Raw genomic sequence first — 15,606 nt, 5'->3', positions numbered from 1 at the left:
CTGACACTTGGCGCAGCAATCATTAAGAGATTCCTTTGCTTTATCAAGTGCTAAAAATTGGGGTCGTAGAGGCATCAAAATCAATGAGGAATTGTTCCGCACGAATATTTCCAACAGTTGAAAGTGCTTGCCACCTGGGGTCACTGTCTACAACATCTTTTGGAACTCGAATCCAAGCACCATCATGCTCACTAACAATTTCTAACTCTATAACTTTTGGCTTATTGAGTTCTATTTGAGTCGCTTCACTAATGAAAGTTGGCATGACACCATATTCTACTGACTCGCCAACACGAGGAATGTGAATAATGTAATGTTTTTGCAAATCGGTGCGTGCTAAGTCATTAAGAGCAGAGAAACTGCCGTGAACTAAAATTAGGTGGCGTGGTGCAACTTTAGCAATTACCTGTCCAATGCCTACCCGGTCTGTATGTGCGGAGAGATTAAACTTACGGATTTGCGCTTTTACTGTATAGTCTTTCTCATCAATTGTGACTGTTTCTCCAGTCTGCATCTCTTGCAGTAATCGCCCAGGAGATTCCTCATCTGTGTAGCCACTAATAAATATTGCAGCGTTTTCTCTCTCTAGTAGTGTTTGTGCATAGTAGACTGAAGCGCCACCAGTGAGCATACCACTAGATGCAATAATTACACTCGGTTTAGCAAGAGCTAGTGGGCGTTGTTGTGGGTCAGTTATCGGTATTACTCTTACCCCATCAATAAATGGTGGTGTTCGACCGATAGTCGCCAAGTTTTGCACAGCTTTCGGCAGAAAATTGAGGTGTTCACTAAAGACATCAGTAATCGCTCTAACTAAACCATCAATATAAATAGGAATATTAGTTTGTGAGAATTTGGCGCTGGTTTTGAGAGCGAGAATAATTTCTTGAGCGCGACCCAAAGCAAAAGCTGGAATCAGAACATTCCCACCGCTTTTGACTATTTCTAAAACTGCTTGCACGAGTTCTGTTTCTTGTTGCTTGCGGTTGGGATGAATGCTAGCGCCGTATGTAGCTTCAGTAATCAAAACATCAGCAGTTGGTAAATCATGAAGTTGTAATCCTTCGGTTGTCCGGCTGTTGGCTACATTATAGTCACCCGTATATAAAATCGTGCGATTACCGTACTGGAGATATATGCAAGCTGCTCCGACGATGTGACCAGCATTAATGAATTTTACTTTGAGTCCGGGCAGTGGTTCAAACTCTACACCTATTGGTTGAGTTTCTAAGCGAAAAAGCGTTTCCCTGAGTTCAGTTTCATCAAATAGGGGTTGAAAATCCTCATTCCGCTGCTGTACTTTCAAACAATCTGATAACATAACTTGGGCAATTTCTCGTGTGCCAGGGGTACAGATCATGGGACAAGCCGGAAACAATGAATGTAATACTGGCAGTGCGCCGATGTGATCTGAGTGTGCGTGAGTGATCAGAATCAGATTTGGGTTTTTTAAATGTTCAAAGGCGGGTAAGGGTTGGCTGCCCTTGGGACGAGTGCCTGCATCTAAGACAATTTCATAATTGCCGATCTCGACTCGAAAACAGCTTGCTCCAATTGAACGCGCTGCTCCCAACGGCGTTACCCTTAACAAATCTAACTGGCTATCTTCTAGCTGGACTTGTGGTTGTGAGAATTCATGAATCAAGAGAGCAGCACTTCCTACGGTTCCCTGAATTCGGATTTTTCTATTTTCTACAAGCCCTTCCCATTCCAGAACTCCATTGTTAATCCTTTGATGAATCGGGCGGAAGTTGGGAAATTGGGCATATATTAGTGGTTCTAGTTTTTGTTGCCATGACTCCTCGATACTGGGTGCGGTTTTCGTGACTGCTGCTGGTGGTTGTATTTCTATCTCGGCAGGTAGTTCAGCTATATCTACTCTTTGTGCCGCTACTATATGTAATCCGCGATCGCGGTATTCAAACGAGAGCTTGTATAGTCCTGCTACGGCTAACTTATAAGTACTACGAAAAGTGATTTTGCAAGTCGGGGATAGCTTTACCAGCACCGTATCACCGCGCTTGGAAGCTTGCGTCACTCGACCAACACAATAAGATGGCACAAATGTTGCAAGTTTTTCTACCAAAGAAACGCCTGTGACATCCCCTGTAGAATCAGTAGAAGGAATGCACTTCCATATTCCCTGATGTGCAAGTGCAGCCAGTTCTTGACCGCTCTTAATTTTTATTGCTTCACAGAAATCAGTAACTAACTCACCCTGCTCGATTCTTCCTGAAACACACCAACAAAATTCTGCTGTACTCATTCAATTACCTCTAAGTTTGGTCTATTTTTTTGAGTCAATCAGGATTTAGGAGTAGAAATTGAGATTTCTACATAGTACATAAATACCAAAATACAGGATTAAGAGCTAAATTTCCGTCTCTCAGGCTTAGTTACAAATCAAAATTAAGGCTGAATGTTTCGCCTTCAATATTTGATTGTTTTTCTTTTGTAGATGGTTGGGGAGCAGGCTCTGTTATCTGGTTTTGCTCAGTAGTCATTGGCGTCAAAGATGGTTGTTGTGTAAGCACTTGCTGCATCGGGAATGCACCTCTTTTGAACGCAAAATAGCAATCAATGATAAAGTAAAGCGTCTCCAGGTAACTTTTACCTAGCTGCTGTGATTCTGCAAATATGCGTTCGCGGTAGCTATCTTTGATCCGAACCTTTTCTGCGGGTAAGTCAAGTTTTTCTGCCATTGTGATTAATATAGAATTCAGGAATTAATTGTCAGAAGGTCGCACCTCGACTGCGTTCGGCGACCACCGAGCGTACTTGTGCCGAGCGTAGCCGAGGTGAGCCAGGATTGGGCTTTAAGGGTAACAGTAGATAGTAGATCCAGAATTGCCCAGGCATGAGTATTCTTCTGTATCACTTACTTAGAGGCGGTTACTGGATTCTTGCTGAGAATGGCTTTTGCCATTTCTAAAAGCCCAAAGGCATTAGCTTCCACCGGGTTGTCCCGTATTTTAAACCCGTTCTTCTCTAATAACTTCCTAAATCCAGGTAACAGGCAGCCTCCACCAATCGCCCAAATCTCATCTCCCGTGTGCTTGGCATCAAGTGTCATGCTCACTGGTTTCTTTAAATATTTTTCGTACCAATCTTTGAGACAAGCGCTGTAAACATCTCTAATATCGATGTCACGGCTGTACTTGGTATGCCCCATTTCCAGACAATATCGAATTTTGGCTGCGTCCCCAATCTTTCCCCCATTTAAATGTTTCATTTTTTGGGCAATATCTTCGATGAGAACTTCTACGCCTGCGGGGAAGGGGGTATGTACTTCTCGCTTTCCTTTGCTATAACGAGAATAGAGAGTTGTACCATTGCCAAAATCTAAAACCGTTAACTTTGGCGGCAGTTGTTGCCCGAACAATGCACCCATTCCCTCTGGTACAACTTTAAGGACTTCTATCTTCACGTCTGATTGTTTGCCAGCAAGGATGGGCTGATATTCTCCGTTTAGGACTTGTTGCAACTCCTCTGCTAAACCAACATCATGTAAGCTGACGACTAGCTTGAGATGCCAAGCCTTACGATGTGGTAGATGTGCTAATGCACCTAATAATGTCAACAGCGCATTATTGATTTTGTTTTCATTGCTATCTGTATTACGGTCAAAATGATGACCTGTACGGAAGGCAGATTCTCCAACGGTGTAAGCATTACCGTTAAAAATTACTCGTCCGGGGACATCTTCCATGTCTGCCGTAGAAATATAGCTGGGGACGCGAACGACTTCAAAGCCATCGACTAAAAGTTTTAGACTCCCGTAGCCATTATCGAAGCCAGCAGGAAATATTCTTTGCAACGTGTGAATGTTTGACATAGAGGGTCAAGTAAGGATTTATAGAGTAATTCGTAATTCAATAACCAAACGCGTAATTATTTTTTCAACACGGTTAGGTCAAGAAATTTATTTGAGTCGAGGAATTTTTGGAGTAATCAAATGACGACTAGTAACTTGATTACTGATTAACGTTTTAAGAGCGTATCATAAATCTCTTAGGTGTCAAGTGGGGTACAAATTGCTATTTCAAATAAAGTACCCTAAAAAGCTGCTATGTGTACCCTATATAGGGGCTATACAGTCATCAAATTTCTGAATAAGACTTAGGGTACATATAGCACCTACTTGTGTCCCATGAAGAATTTTTGAAATATTTCTATCGATGAATTAAAAGTACAAATTTCATCGAAGGAAGATTCAAACAATAAAATGCTCAGTACTTTTGGTTTTAAAAACTATCGGTTTAAAAACTAATCCCCCAATTTCAACATTAACTGGGGGAATTTTGGTCTATGGTTTGTCTTGAGGTCTTGGTGTTTCTCGTGTGGCAGAGGAGACAGAACCACTATAGAGCAAGTCTTGGCTAACTTTTGCTCCTGGCTTAGTTTCTAATAAACCTTGTTCCATCTCACGTAGCAGAGCGTTAAACTCAAGCTCAGACATATAAATAGTATAGTTAGGGACTCTTACCTTGTTCATCGACATCACTGATGGAAGTTATAGAAGTCAGGAATTATCCTACCATCCAAATCTCTTGTTTGAGGCGTTAGCTTCCGTAATTTCAAATGCTTTGAGTAAAAGTCGTTTCGTTTATCCGCATTCCCCTTTTACCCCCAAGGTGAAGTGATCGCTGTTGTCGAAATTACTTCCCTTGCTTGCAACCTAATCGCTGTTTGCTCACAATTGGGACATTTAACTTTCGCCAGAATCACTGAAGGCCGCCCTTTGTACTCGCCCATTACAGGTTGCCCGGTGTACTCGCTAATTATCCCCTGTTTGCAGTGATAGCACTCGAAGATAATACGCCCCACCTCCGAATTACAATCCAGGAACTGTACGTGCTGGCAAGGTTCTGGCAGTAATTCTGGTTCTTCGGGGCGATCTTGAAAGGGTATATAAGGTTTGGTTACTGGTGGTGAATCTATTTTTTTCTTGTTGCGCTTACCAGTAGTCTGCTGCTCAACTTTTGGCGGCTCTGGGGGGTTTTCATTAACAGGGGCATGGACGGGCTGCTGCTCGGTTGTGAGTTCTTCCAGCAACTTGTCATTATCTAGGGTAGGGTGAAACAGCTCTTGTTCCTCTGGTGGTTTAGATGCGCTCTCGGTTGAGTTAGCTATTGTTTTTGGGACTTCATGAAAGGCAGTTGTTTCCAGTACATCTTGATATGATTCTACTTGAGCATCACTGTCGCGCAATTCCTGTGTTATTGGTTGATTAGCCACAGGGATGTGCTTAATCAGTTGTGGCTTGGGTGGCCGCTTAGTAGATTTCATGGGAACCTTTGATAAAGACCTTCTTTTTAATGTAACTTTTAAACTGAAGAATGCTTGCTCTTAGCATTTCACTTTCTCCGAAGCGCCTCTATCATAAGTCTTCGAGCTAAGGTTTTTCTACAGATGTATACCTCGCATACAAGCAAAAGTAGAAAATTTAACTTACTTTGAATTTTTTGTTGTATTAAAGTTTATCCAAGTATAAAATCAGCCGTAATAGAGGCTTTAATAGCGAACTCTAATTATTCTCCACATCAAGCGAAATATAACTGTGAGCAAAACCCGTATTATTGCACTATTCAATCAGTCAGGAGGAGTAGGGAAAACCAGTTTAACCATGAACTTGGGCTACCATCTCAGCCAGAAAAAGAAAAATCGCGTTTTACTTATAGACATAGATCCACAAGCCTCGCTAACAACCTTTATGGGACTCGACCCAGAAAAATTTACGAAAACTGTGTACGAAGCAGTAGTAGGTGAGGAAGTATTACCAATTTATCCTGAATTAATTCATGGCATGAGTTTAGTTCCAGCCAATATCAACTTAAGTGCTGCCGAACTCGAACTTGTTGTAGCGCTAATGCGTGAAATGCGTCTAAAAAATGCGCTTGCCTCTATATTAGATGAATATGACTTTATTTTGATAGACTGTCCTCCCTCATTAGGCATTCTCAGCGTTATCAGTTTGGTGGCAGCAACCCACGTTTTGGTTCCGATTCAGTGCCAATTCAAATCTTTTCAAGGAACTGATCTACTTTTAAGAACTGTAGCAACGCTTCGTAAAGGAGCAAATAAAGCTCTTACTATTGCCGGTTTTGTTCCAACCATGTATGATGCGCGTACTGCTCAAGAGAGTAGAACTATGAAGGCTATTTTTGAACAATTGTCACCATTAGCAACAGTCTACGAGCCAATTCCTAAAACTATTGCCTTTGCTGATGCTAGTGAGGCACGTCTCCCATTAGCACTATATAATCCTAAGCATCCTGCCATTAGTGTACTAAAAAAAATATCCTCAAATTTAGAAAAACTACAGTGAGTACCAGTAAAAAAGAAAAACCTTATACTAGCAATTTAAAAGGTGTGGCTGCGCTTCTTGGTGAAGGCTTTGTTCAAACTGAAGCTCAGGATAGTTCACCATATAATATTGCTATCAATTTAATTAAGCTACCTTCATCTCAGCCTCGGCGCTATTTCGATAGTGAAAAACTTAGACAGCTTGCACTATCAATTCAAGAACACGGTATTCTTGAGCCGCTTCTTGTTCGTCCACAAGGTCAAGAATATGAACTAGTTGCTGGAGAGCGCCGCTTACGTGCAGCAAAAATGGGTGGACTAGAAAAAGTACCCGTTATTGTTAAGGAACTTAACGATCAAGAAGCTTTACAAATATCGCTTATTGAAAATTTAGCAAGAGAAGACCTAAATTCTGTAGAAGAAACTGAAGGTATACTTCAATTTATCAGCTTGCGTTTAGAACAAAATACTCAGGATATAATTTCGTTACTCTACCGGATGCAAAATGAAGCTAAAGGTAAAGTTACCCAAAACGTTTTGGGTAGCAAAGAATCAATTACTATTCAATCTGTTTTTAATACGTTAGGAACAATTTCATGGGAATCTTTCGTTAGCAGCCGTTTACCATTACTTAAACTGCCTCAAGATGTGTTAGATGTGTTACGTTTAGGTAAAATTGAATACACTAAAGCAACTGCTATTGCCCGCGTCAAGAATGACCTAGAAAGAAAGGCACTGATGGAAGCTGCAATAACAGAAAATCTATCTTTAGTACAGATTAATGAGCGAATTAAATCATTTCGCACAAGTGATTCACAGCCAACTTCTCTAAAGGAACGTTACAAGCAGGTATCAACTAGATTGCAAAAAGCGCCTGTTTGGGAGAATCCTAAAAAACAAAAAGCTTTAGAAAAATTGCTTGTTCAAATTGAATTGCTTTTAAATGAGAATTCATCTGAGTGACATCCTCCTGCAACAAATCGACGAGTATACTGTGGAGTATGTCACCACGGAACATTAAGGATTCGCCCCTACACCTCACTTTAGACCATTTTTACCCTTGCCAAAATATTTCAGTGCAGACGGGTAAATTAATGACATGATTTGAAAAACTGAACAAATAGTATGACTAATTTGACAACTGATACTACAAAACTACAAATACAACTCTCTAAAAAATACTTCGCTCTACCCTTATTTGCACAGAAGATTATTCAGTTGTTCTCGGTGATTTACGCACCGATAGACAAAAATTCATTCTTAAGTTGTCTCAGTAAAACTAGAGCCTTAGATGAAAACAATAAACCTTTTAACACTAAAACCATCAGTCAACAAATTGATAAATTGTTAGCAGCAGGTCTGCTAATTAAAGAAAACAGGCAAGGTCATGAATGCCATCCGTTACTTACAGAAATTGCAACTCGTCATGCTGTACAGACTGGGCAGTTAGAAATACTAGTCACAGCAGTGGAGGAAAAGCTACCCATACGCACTCACTGGCAAAACGAATCTCGAATGTTTCAAAACCTCCGCCAGTGTATCAGAGAAATCCGTATAGGTCTTTACCGCCAAGACCATAGTTTTATTAATAGGCAAATTGAAGATTACCAGAAGTACGGTTATGGTGAAGAAAAATTAGCAATAGAAAATATTTCTGAGCAGATATGTAATAACCCATTTGATACAGATTGGTTTAACACCCTACCACAAGGATTATATGAAAGTTGCATATCCAGCATCCTTCTCAATTCGGCATTAAAATTGTCTGCGTCTGAAGATGCATTTACGCTGCTGGAAGAAGAATGCTCTACACATGGAAAACATTGCTCAGATTATTTACACTTGATTTTGACAGAACAACTGCTGCTACGAGGTTGTACCCAAGAAGCACAGCAGAGTTTGGAGCGTATATCTGATGAATATCAAAATAATGTCGCCGCCTTTTGGGGCTGGTTGAGTTTTCTACGAGGTGAGAACGAGCAAGCAATCATTTATTATACAGATGCCCTCAAAGCACTAAGAAAAGCCAAGGGTAAACGCCAAGTATATTTTAATACAATTAACGGTTTATTTTTTATTTTAGCGCTGTTAAAAGATGGTTCAGTAGAACGTCTCCGGGAGGCAGAAGAATACGCCAGTCTGATTTCCCGCCAATCAGATCATTGGCTAACATTTATTTACGACAGGCTGAAAATGGTACTGCAAGTCCATCAGGGTAATATTGCCCAAAAAGAGCTTGTAGTAAGTGCTTATATTGCTTCGGTAGAAGAAAATAATAGTTTACAAACACTGTTTTGCTCGCTATGCCTTTACTGGATGGATTCTGACAGTGCTAAAAAACGCTTACCTAATTTATTAAAGCCTTTATATCGGCGATCGCTTGCTTCTGGTTATCATTGGCTAGCAATGGAAACAGCAGAACTCCTATCTCGGCTCGAAGCAAGTAGTAACTATAAAAAACAAGCAGAGGCACTGCGAGAAGATAGCGGCATCCAAACGATAGTAGACCTAATTCGACCCCAGGAAGCTTGGGAAATGTGCCTAAATGCCTTAGCAAATCTTCAGAAAGAACCACAAATATCTGGAAAAGCAGAGTCAGAACTACGTTTAGCATGGTTCATTACCTTCTATCCCAGCAAATGCGACTTGCAACCACGAGAACAAAAAATGAATGCCAAGGGGGAGTGGAGTAAAGGTCGCCCTATAGCTCTTAAGCGCCTGAGTAATGGACTAAGTGAGTTTAAGTATCTCACACCCCAGGATATGCGGGTATGTAGTTGTATTGAGACATATAATGATGGCTCTTATTACGGGAAAGTTGAGTACACCTTCAATGAAAAAGCCATCTCTGCCTTAATTGGACACCCGTTAGTTTTTTGGGAAGATACGCACAATATCCGTGTAGAGATCGTCAAAGGAGAACCAGAACTACTGGTTAAAAAGGGAAAACAAGAGCGGCTTACCTTAGAATTTTCTCCCAAGTTAACAGAATCACAGAATATTTTAAATATCAAAGAAACTCCAACTCGCATCAAAGTTATTGAAATTACTCCTGAACACCGACGCATTACAGAGATTCTTGGCAAGGAAAATAAGTTAAACGTTCCTGCCACTGCCCATAAGCAAGTTTTGGCAGCCATTAATGCTGTCTCTGGCATTGTTACTGTCCATTCTGATATTGGTGGTGGATTAGAAGGAGCAGAAGAAGTACCTGCCCAGACTTTACCCCATATTCACCTCTTACCCGCCAACACCGGATTGAAAGTCACCATTTTGTCACGCCCATTTGTCCAAGGTGGTACCTACTACCGTCCTGGTACAGGTGGTGAAACTGTAATTGCCGAGATTGACGGTAAACGTCTGCAAACTAAACGCAATCTATCTGAAGAGAGGCAACTTGCTAAAGCAGCTGTAGCAGCCTGCCCCACTTTGATGCGAACTGAAGAACAAGATGGTGAATGGGCAATAGAAGATCCAGAGGACTGTTTAGAATTGCTTCTAGAATTGCAAGCGCTGGGAAGCAAAGTCGTCATGGCATGGCCAGAAGGAGAAAAACTGCGTATAGGCCACAATGCAGACCTAAAAGACTTTAATTTATCAATTCAACGTCAGCAGGACTGGTTTGCAGCTACTGGTGAGTTGAAATTGAATAATGACCTAGTACTGGATATGCAGCAACTACTAGAACTATTGGAGAAAACCCCTAGCCGATTTATTCCCCTTGGCGATGGTCAATTTCTGGCTTTAACTCAAGCTTTCCGAAAACGCCTAGATGAATTGCGGATGTTTTCGGAAAAACATAGTAAAGGTATCCGTTTCCACCCCTTGGCCACATTAGGGTTAGAAGATTTTGTAGACGAAGTAGGTAAGGTAAAAGCAGATAAACACTGGAAGGCACATATCCAGCGGCTCAAGGAAGTGCAGAATCTAAAACCAGAACTCCCATCTACGCTTCAAGCGGAACTACGTGACTATCAGATAGATGGCTTCTGTTGGCTGGCGCGTTTAGCACATTGGGGTGTGGGAGCTTGTTTGGCAGACCAAATGGGATTGGGCAAGACCGTGCAGGCATTGGCTGTCATCCTCAGAAATGCCCATGAGGGGCCAACTCTAATTATTGCCCCGACTTCTGTATGCATGAATTGGGTGAGTGAAACGCAGAAGTTTGCCCCAACACTAAATATTATTCAATTTGCTGGTGTTAACCGTCAAAAATTACTGGATGAGTTGCAACCCCTGGATATGTTGATATGTAGCTACGGGTTATTACAACAAGAAGAGGTAGCCCAAATGCTTTCTCTGGTACAATGGCAAACGATTGTGCTGGATGAGGCCCAGGCTATCAAAAATATGACTACTAAACGTTCCCAGGCAGCTATGAACTTGAAATCTAACTTCAAGCTGATTACTACTGGGACTCCAATTGAAAATCACCTCGGTGAATTGTGGAATTTGTTCCGTTTTACTAATCCTGGGTTATTAGGTTCTTTTGAAAGTTTTAATCAACGCTTTGCTATCCCTATTGAAAAGTTTCAGGACAAACAAGCACGTAATAAACTTAAAAAACTTATTCAACCATTTTTGCTGCGGCGCACAAAAAATCAGGTCTTAGAAGAGTTACCTTCACGTACCGAAATTCTGCTTCATGTGGAGTTAAGCCGGGAGGAAATGGCATTCTATGAAGCATTACGGCGTCAAGCAATATCTAAACTTACCGAAAGTGATGCAGAGGCAGGAAAGAAACATTTGCAAGTTTTGGCTGAGATTATGAAACTACGTCGGGCTTGCTGTAATCCTAGTTTAGTTATGCCTGACACTGAGTTACCAAGTTCCAAGTTGCAACTTTTTGGTGAGGTGCTGGGTGAACTTCTGGAAAATCGCCATAAGGCGTTGGTCTTTAGCCAGTTTGTTGACCATTTGCACATTATCAAAAATTATCTGGAGGAGCAAGGTATTAGTTATCAGTATCTAGATGGCAGCACTTCAGTAGCAGAGCGCAAAAAACGGGTAGATGCTTTCCAATCTGGCTCTGGGGATGTATTTCTTATTAGCCTCAAGGCGGGGGGGACAGGACTTAATCTAACTGCGGCTGATTATGTCATTCATACAGACCCTTGGTGGAATCCCGCAGTGGAAGATCAAGCCTCAGACCGCGCTCATCGCATTGGCCAACAACGCCCTGTAACCATTTATCGTCTAGTAGCAAAGAATACTATTGAAGAAAAGATTGTGGAATTGCATCACCACAAGCGAGATTTGGCAGACAGCCTATTGGAAGGTGCTGATATGAGTGGCAAGATATCAACAGAAGTTTTATTACAGTTGATTAGTGAAGGATAAGCTGTCGCGTTACTGTGTATATATCCTAGCAGCATAATTAGCGTGTTTCTCCTGCTCTTCCTGCCGTTTCTTTCTCTCTGCTCGTACTCATACTCTAATATCTTTATGGCAAGTGTGACATCCTCTGGATTGAGCCGAACTGAACCTTCAAAAACGCCATATCAGCCATAACGTTTTTGCTTATCTTGTCTGTGTTTCTGGTGATCCTATAAAAACCTTTAAAGTAAAAGCAACAGAATCAGGATTTAACTGAGCTAGGCTCCTTTAAAAAATTCCCCATGTATGGGTTTGACGTAATCACAATACGCCTTATAAGCCTCTTGTGGGCTATCAAAATAACCAATAATAATTGATTGAGAATTAAGTGTTGTTTGCGCTCGAAATTTCCCGTGCCATCTATCACACGCCACTACACCTTTAAATCCAGACTTATTATTGCAGTGCTTGCCTCGATTCATTTGAATTTGTTGACGAGTTAGTGCTTTGAGATTTTCGCGTCGATGGTCAAAAGTATTGCTGTTGAAGTGACGGATTTCAAGCGACATATCAAGCCCGATTCTTTGAGCCACTACTTTATGAAAGAAAATTGTTTGTTGTTTTCCCTCACAATCTCGCTTGCTATTCCTCCGCATATAACCATCACTATCAATTCGCCATCTGAAATTATCAACTAAGTCCTGATCCACTTCGCTATAAAAGGCTGTTCTTGTTATACCTGTTTTAGTTGTGTAAACGAATTCTGGCATAATTAGATAACTTTGTAACTAGAAACGGAAGTTGAGGTTTATTCACTAAGCAAGTTCTTGAAATCAAAAGGATAGCTTGAGAGTAGAAATTAAGCCTTGACGTAATTAAAAATGTTGTAGAGTCAAGAAAAGTTTCCAATATTTCCCTACGTAACTCACCCTCCTTATGGCGATCGCACCCTTAAGCTGGCAAGAACTAGAAAGCCTCACAGATTATCAAATAGATAGCGTTAATGGTCTCACCAACGCTAAAGCCCGGTTGCGGTTGTTTGGTCAACCGGAATCTGATGTGCGGGTAACGCTGTACCGCGATAACCACGCTTGGTGTCCTTACTGCCAAAAAGTTTGGTTGTGGCTAGAGGAAAAACAGATCCCCTATCGGATCGAAAAAGTGACAATGTTCTGCTATGGGGAGAAAGAGAGTTGGTACAAACGTAAGGTACCATCAGGAATGCTTCCCGCGATCGAGCTAGATGGACGGATTATTAAGGAAAGTGATGACATTTTGATCGCTTTAGAAAAGGTTTTTGCTCCATTGAGCCAAGGGATGGAAGACCTGACGGTGCTTCCTCTACGTCGATTAGAACGACTTTTATTTAGAGCTTGGTGCGTTTGGCTGTGTTCAAGAGCTGCTTCCTCTCAACAAGAACAACGTAACCGAGAACAATTTATCGGAGTGGTGGCTAGGGTCGAGTCAGCTCTGGGTCGCACCCCAAGCCCTTACTTTTTAGATAGCTTCGGCATCGTCGATGTCATTTTTACACCCTATCTCGAACGGATGAATGCGAGCCTTTACTATTACAAGGGCTACTCGCTGCGTTCGGAAAACCCTCGCTTGAGCGCATGGTTTGCGGCAATGGAAAGCCGAGCGACCTACTGCGGTACCCAGAGCGACTTTCACACCCATGTACATGATTTGCCCCCCCAGATGGGGGGCTGCTGGGAAAATGGCGAAACCCAGATGCTTCTCAATAAAGCGCGGGTGGATAACGGCCCCTGGTTCGGGCTACCAGATGTTAGTTATCCAGAACCGGAAAACTCCCGCATGGAAGCTCTTCAACGAACTATCGAACATCGCATCAACATTATCCGAGTTAACCCCTTAGATGATAAATTGTTTGATCAAGCCCTACGTTGTGCTTTAACACACATGATGCTCGGTGAAGACTGTGTACCTCCATCGGGATCTGATGTTGCTCTACGATATTTACGCGATCGCATTAATGTACCGCGAGATATGTCCATCTATGCAGCCAAGCGATTGAGGGAATCCTTGGAGAAAACCGCAGCCCTTGTAGGTGATGGGCAACCAGCCCCCATTCCCACTGAGCATCGACGAGATCAAGACCCGTCTAACTTTGCCATCAAGTAGAATTCAGGAACCTATCCAGACAGCTCGCGCTCTTCTAACAGTCAAATCCCGAACCCGTAATAAAATGCCCAACCGTCTCCTTTGGAGACGCTAGCGCGAATGATGAAAGCCCTTTGGGGCAAAAGCGCCTAAATACCTCGGTTCTGCAAAAAATATTATTGATCCGGTGTTAGCGCAGCGTTAGCGAGGAACGAGCGTTCCTCTGCGCGGTCTTCTCCCACTCGTGAGAGGCTAACGCCTTCTCCTATCGGAGACGCTATGCAAACGCGGAGCGTCTCCAAGAGTTGGGGGTTTCCCCCATGAGCGACTGTACGCCTGTAATCGACCTATCACAAAAAGAGTGTCATTGCTGCTTAGTGAAATTACAACAGTTAATAGCTTGACCAATAATTAAAATTAATTTTATGGTTAATCTGTAGTGTTATGAGACGTGAACCCTTATTATTTGCTGTAATTGCACAGAAAGTAGGACTTATTCATGAAATTAGCTCACAAGCTTGCAGTTACTACTGCTGGTGTCTTATGTTTTACTACTCTTAACTTTAAACCAGAGCAAGCTAGGGCTGTTACCATCAGTGGCGATGTACTTACTGCAAATACAATAGTTAACGGCTTCTCATTAACAGATGCTGCAAAGGCAATCGCTCCGTTTCAAGACCAATTAACTATCGGGCCTGACTCCTCACTATTACCGAATACACCATTTCAGCTACTTACGCTTGCTGCTAACACTTATAATGTAACTTCAAACACTTATTTCTATGTTCCTCTGTCTTCTGTAAATAATTCGCCTCCAATTTTAGGAACCTTTCCCCCTGATAGCAGCCAGAATGCTTTTTACTGGTTCGACCCTACCCAACTTGGAGGTCAAGATTTATCGATTATTGTAGATGGTCGAGCTACAGCTATTGGTTCTGATTATCTTGCAGGCCCAGTTACCAGAAATCTTCCTTTTGGTGGGAATTCGACTATTGTTTTGGCTGCCTTCCTCTCGCCATTAAGTCCTGGCGAACATACAGTCCAGATTCAGGGTAAATACAATGGGGAGTTGGTGGGAGGCCCATGTGTACCTAATGTATGCGTCAGCTTTAATGTCAGTTATAAAGTCAATAGTCAACCAGTCCCTGAACCTGAGATAAGCCTTGCTATTTTGGCTGCTGGTGCGAGCGCTTGGTTCTTTAAACAGCATTTAAAAACTTCAAAACTAGCCAAATTTTAAATAAGTTAGGAGTGGGTATTCGTGAAATGGTATTAAGATAATAATCTCTTCAAAATAAATCTAAAAATTGTAGCATAAGCATTGTGAGCTTTTTTACAAGAACCCACGCTTTTAAAACTCCTCTAAATTTTTAGTCAAAATCAATTACTATCTCATTAATTCTGACAACATCTGCTCCAAAATATCTTCCATAATTGACTCGTCTAAGGAGTACAAAGGTGGTGGGCCAGCGAGAAATTCTTTAATAGTGATTTTCTGTTCTCTAAAATCCTTAACAAAATCCCGAATCCCAGAAACGACGTTAATTTGAGATTCCATTGTTTCTACTATTGCAGCCGCAGAGTCAATACCTTTTTTAGCAGCTTTTCGAGAATCAGTAACCATCGTTCCTTCTGGAGTATTTTTTGTCAAACGCAGTTCCTGCTTCAAGTTTTCGTATTGAGCCAGAAGAATTTGATTTTGTTGTTCTAGAGTTCGACATCTACGGGTTAAATCATCCTCGCTATTAGGGAGATCCAAGAAATAAAATGTCCAGCCGTATCAATAATATTTTTGGCAAAACCGAGGTATCTAGGCGCTTTCGCCCCAAAGGGCGAAAGCGACGGCTGGACATTTTATTACTG

12 protein-coding genes and 1 pseudogene are annotated in these 15,606 nt (G+C 41.7%); 5 read left to right on the top strand and 8 right to left on the bottom strand.

From position 1 onward, the window contains the following. Positions 1-43: 43 nt before the first annotated feature. The 6 genes from WKK05_RS37645 to WKK05_RS37620 all read right to left on the bottom strand — a co-directional run bounded on the left by WKK05_RS37645 (position 44) and on the right by WKK05_RS37620 (position 5,289). Positions 44-2,266, bottom strand: coding sequence for an MBL fold metallo-hydrolase (locus WKK05_RS37645; RefSeq protein ID WP_341531354.1), 2,223 nt, complete (start codon positions 2,264-2,266; stop codon positions 44-46). A 130-nt stretch (positions 2,267-2,396) separates the two neighbouring features. Then, positions 2,397-2,702, bottom strand: coding sequence for a hypothetical protein (locus WKK05_RS37640; RefSeq protein WP_341531353.1), 306 nt, complete (start codon positions 2,700-2,702; stop codon positions 2,397-2,399). A gap of 31 nt (positions 2,703-2,733) precedes the next feature. Next, the gene (locus tag WKK05_RS37635; RefSeq protein WP_341531352.1) at positions 2,734-2,859 is read right to left on the bottom strand and encodes a hypothetical protein; all 126 of its coding nucleotides are present in this window, start codon (positions 2,857-2,859) and stop codon (positions 2,734-2,736) included. Positions 2,860-2,878: 19 nt separating this feature from the next. After that, positions 2,879-3,835, bottom strand: a complete 957-nt coding sequence (locus WKK05_RS37630) for a ParM/StbA family protein (protein ID WP_341531351.1) — start codon at positions 3,833-3,835, stop codon at positions 2,879-2,881. Positions 3,836-4,306: 471 nt separating this feature from the next. Then, on the bottom strand, positions 4,307-4,495 hold the full coding sequence (locus WKK05_RS37625; RefSeq protein ID WP_341531350.1) for a hypothetical protein: 189 nt from the start codon (positions 4,493-4,495) through the stop codon (positions 4,307-4,309). Positions 4,496-4,623: 128 nt separating this feature from the next. Further along, positions 4,624-5,289 (bottom strand): hypothetical protein, encoded by a 666-nt coding sequence (locus tag WKK05_RS37620; protein ID WP_341531349.1) that lies wholly within the window; start codon positions 5,287-5,289, stop codon positions 4,624-4,626. 271 nt (positions 5,290-5,560) lie between these two features. Here WKK05_RS37620 and WKK05_RS37615 point away from each other — a divergent pair, with 271 nt between their 5' ends. From WKK05_RS37615 to WKK05_RS37605, 3 genes are all read left to right on the top strand, one after another. Next, entirely contained in the window at positions 5,561-6,328 is a 768-nt protein-coding gene (locus WKK05_RS37615; RefSeq protein ID WP_341531348.1) for a ParA family protein, read from the top strand. Beyond that, positions 6,325-7,269 carry a ParB/RepB/Spo0J family partition protein gene (locus WKK05_RS37610; RefSeq protein WP_341531347.1) on the top strand — a complete coding sequence of 315 codons (945 nt, stop codon included), beginning with the start codon at positions 6,325-6,327 and terminating at the stop codon, positions 7,267-7,269. Before WKK05_RS37615 ends, WKK05_RS37610 begins: the two co-directional genes overlap by 4 nt. Positions 7,270-7,431: 162 nt before the next feature. After that, positions 7,432-11,646: a DEAD/DEAH box helicase gene (locus WKK05_RS37605; protein WP_341531346.1), complete on the top strand. Its 4,215-nt coding sequence runs from the start codon at positions 7,432-7,434 to the stop codon at positions 11,644-11,646. Positions 11,647-11,900: 254 nt separating this feature from the next. Here the strand turns inward: WKK05_RS37605 and WKK05_RS37600 are convergent, their stop codons facing one another. Beyond that, entirely contained in the window at positions 11,901-12,392 is a 492-nt protein-coding gene (locus WKK05_RS37600) for a hypothetical protein (protein ID WP_341531345.1), read from the bottom strand. Positions 12,393-12,558: 166 nt separating this feature from the next. Here WKK05_RS37600 and WKK05_RS37595 point away from each other — a divergent pair, with 166 nt between their 5' ends. Together WKK05_RS37595 and WKK05_RS37590 are read left to right on the top strand one after the other, a co-directional pair. After that, positions 12,559-13,764 (top strand): glutathione S-transferase family protein, encoded by a 1,206-nt coding sequence (locus tag WKK05_RS37595; protein ID WP_341531344.1) that lies wholly within the window; start codon positions 12,559-12,561, stop codon positions 13,762-13,764. A 478-nt stretch (positions 13,765-14,242) separates the two neighbouring features. Further along, positions 14,243-14,983 (top strand): hypothetical protein, encoded by a 741-nt coding sequence (locus WKK05_RS37590; RefSeq protein WP_341531343.1) that lies wholly within the window; start codon positions 14,243-14,245, stop codon positions 14,981-14,983. Between the two features lie 147 nt (positions 14,984-15,130). On the opposite strand, the pseudogene WKK05_RS37585 reads toward WKK05_RS37590, so the two are convergent. Continuing rightward, a pseudogene (locus WKK05_RS37585) lies at positions 15,131-15,490 on the bottom strand (molecular chaperone DnaJ); the annotation flags it as partial. Between the last annotated feature and the right edge of the window lie 116 nt (positions 15,491-15,606).

Origin of the sequence: Nostoc sp. UHCC 0302, from assembly GCF_038096175.1 — a bacterium.
GTDB lineage: Bacteria > Cyanobacteriota > Cyanobacteriia > Cyanobacteriales > Nostocaceae > UHCC-0302.
Note: the sequence above shows the minus strand (reverse complement) of the source record. Positions and strands in the feature narration are given on the sequence as shown.

Bases quoted from the DNA above. Each gene is read 5' to 3' on its own strand.
- WKK05_RS37645 (WP_341531354.1), bottom strand. From the start codon at position 2,266: ATGAGTACAGCAGAATTTTGTTGGTGTGTTTCAGGAAGAATCGAGCAG.
- WKK05_RS37640 (WP_341531353.1), bottom strand. From the start codon at position 2,702: ATGGCAGAAAAACTTGACTTACCCGCAGAAAAGGTTCGGATCAAAGAT.
- WKK05_RS37635 (WP_341531352.1), bottom strand. From the start codon at position 2,859: ATGCCTGGGCAATTCTGGATCTACTATCTACTGTTACCCTTAAAGCCC.
- WKK05_RS37630 (WP_341531351.1), bottom strand. From the start codon at position 3,835: ATGTCAAACATTCACACGTTGCAAAGAATATTTCCTGCTGGCTTCGAT.
- WKK05_RS37625 (WP_341531350.1), bottom strand. From the start codon at position 4,495: ATGAACAAGGTAAGAGTCCCTAACTATACTATTTATATGTCTGAGCTT.
- WKK05_RS37620 (WP_341531349.1), bottom strand. From the start codon at position 5,289: ATGAAATCTACTAAGCGGCCACCCAAGCCACAACTGATTAAGCACATC.
- WKK05_RS37605 (WP_341531346.1), top strand. From the start codon at position 7,432: ATGACTAATTTGACAACTGATACTACAAAACTACAAATACAACTCTCT.
- WKK05_RS37600 (WP_341531345.1), bottom strand. From the start codon at position 12,392: ATGCCAGAATTCGTTTACACAACTAAAACAGGTATAACAAGAACAGCC.
- WKK05_RS37595 (WP_341531344.1), top strand. From the start codon at position 12,559: ATGGCGATCGCACCCTTAAGCTGGCAAGAACTAGAAAGCCTCACAGAT.
- WKK05_RS37590 (WP_341531343.1), top strand. From the start codon at position 14,243: ATGAAATTAGCTCACAAGCTTGCAGTTACTACTGCTGGTGTCTTATGT.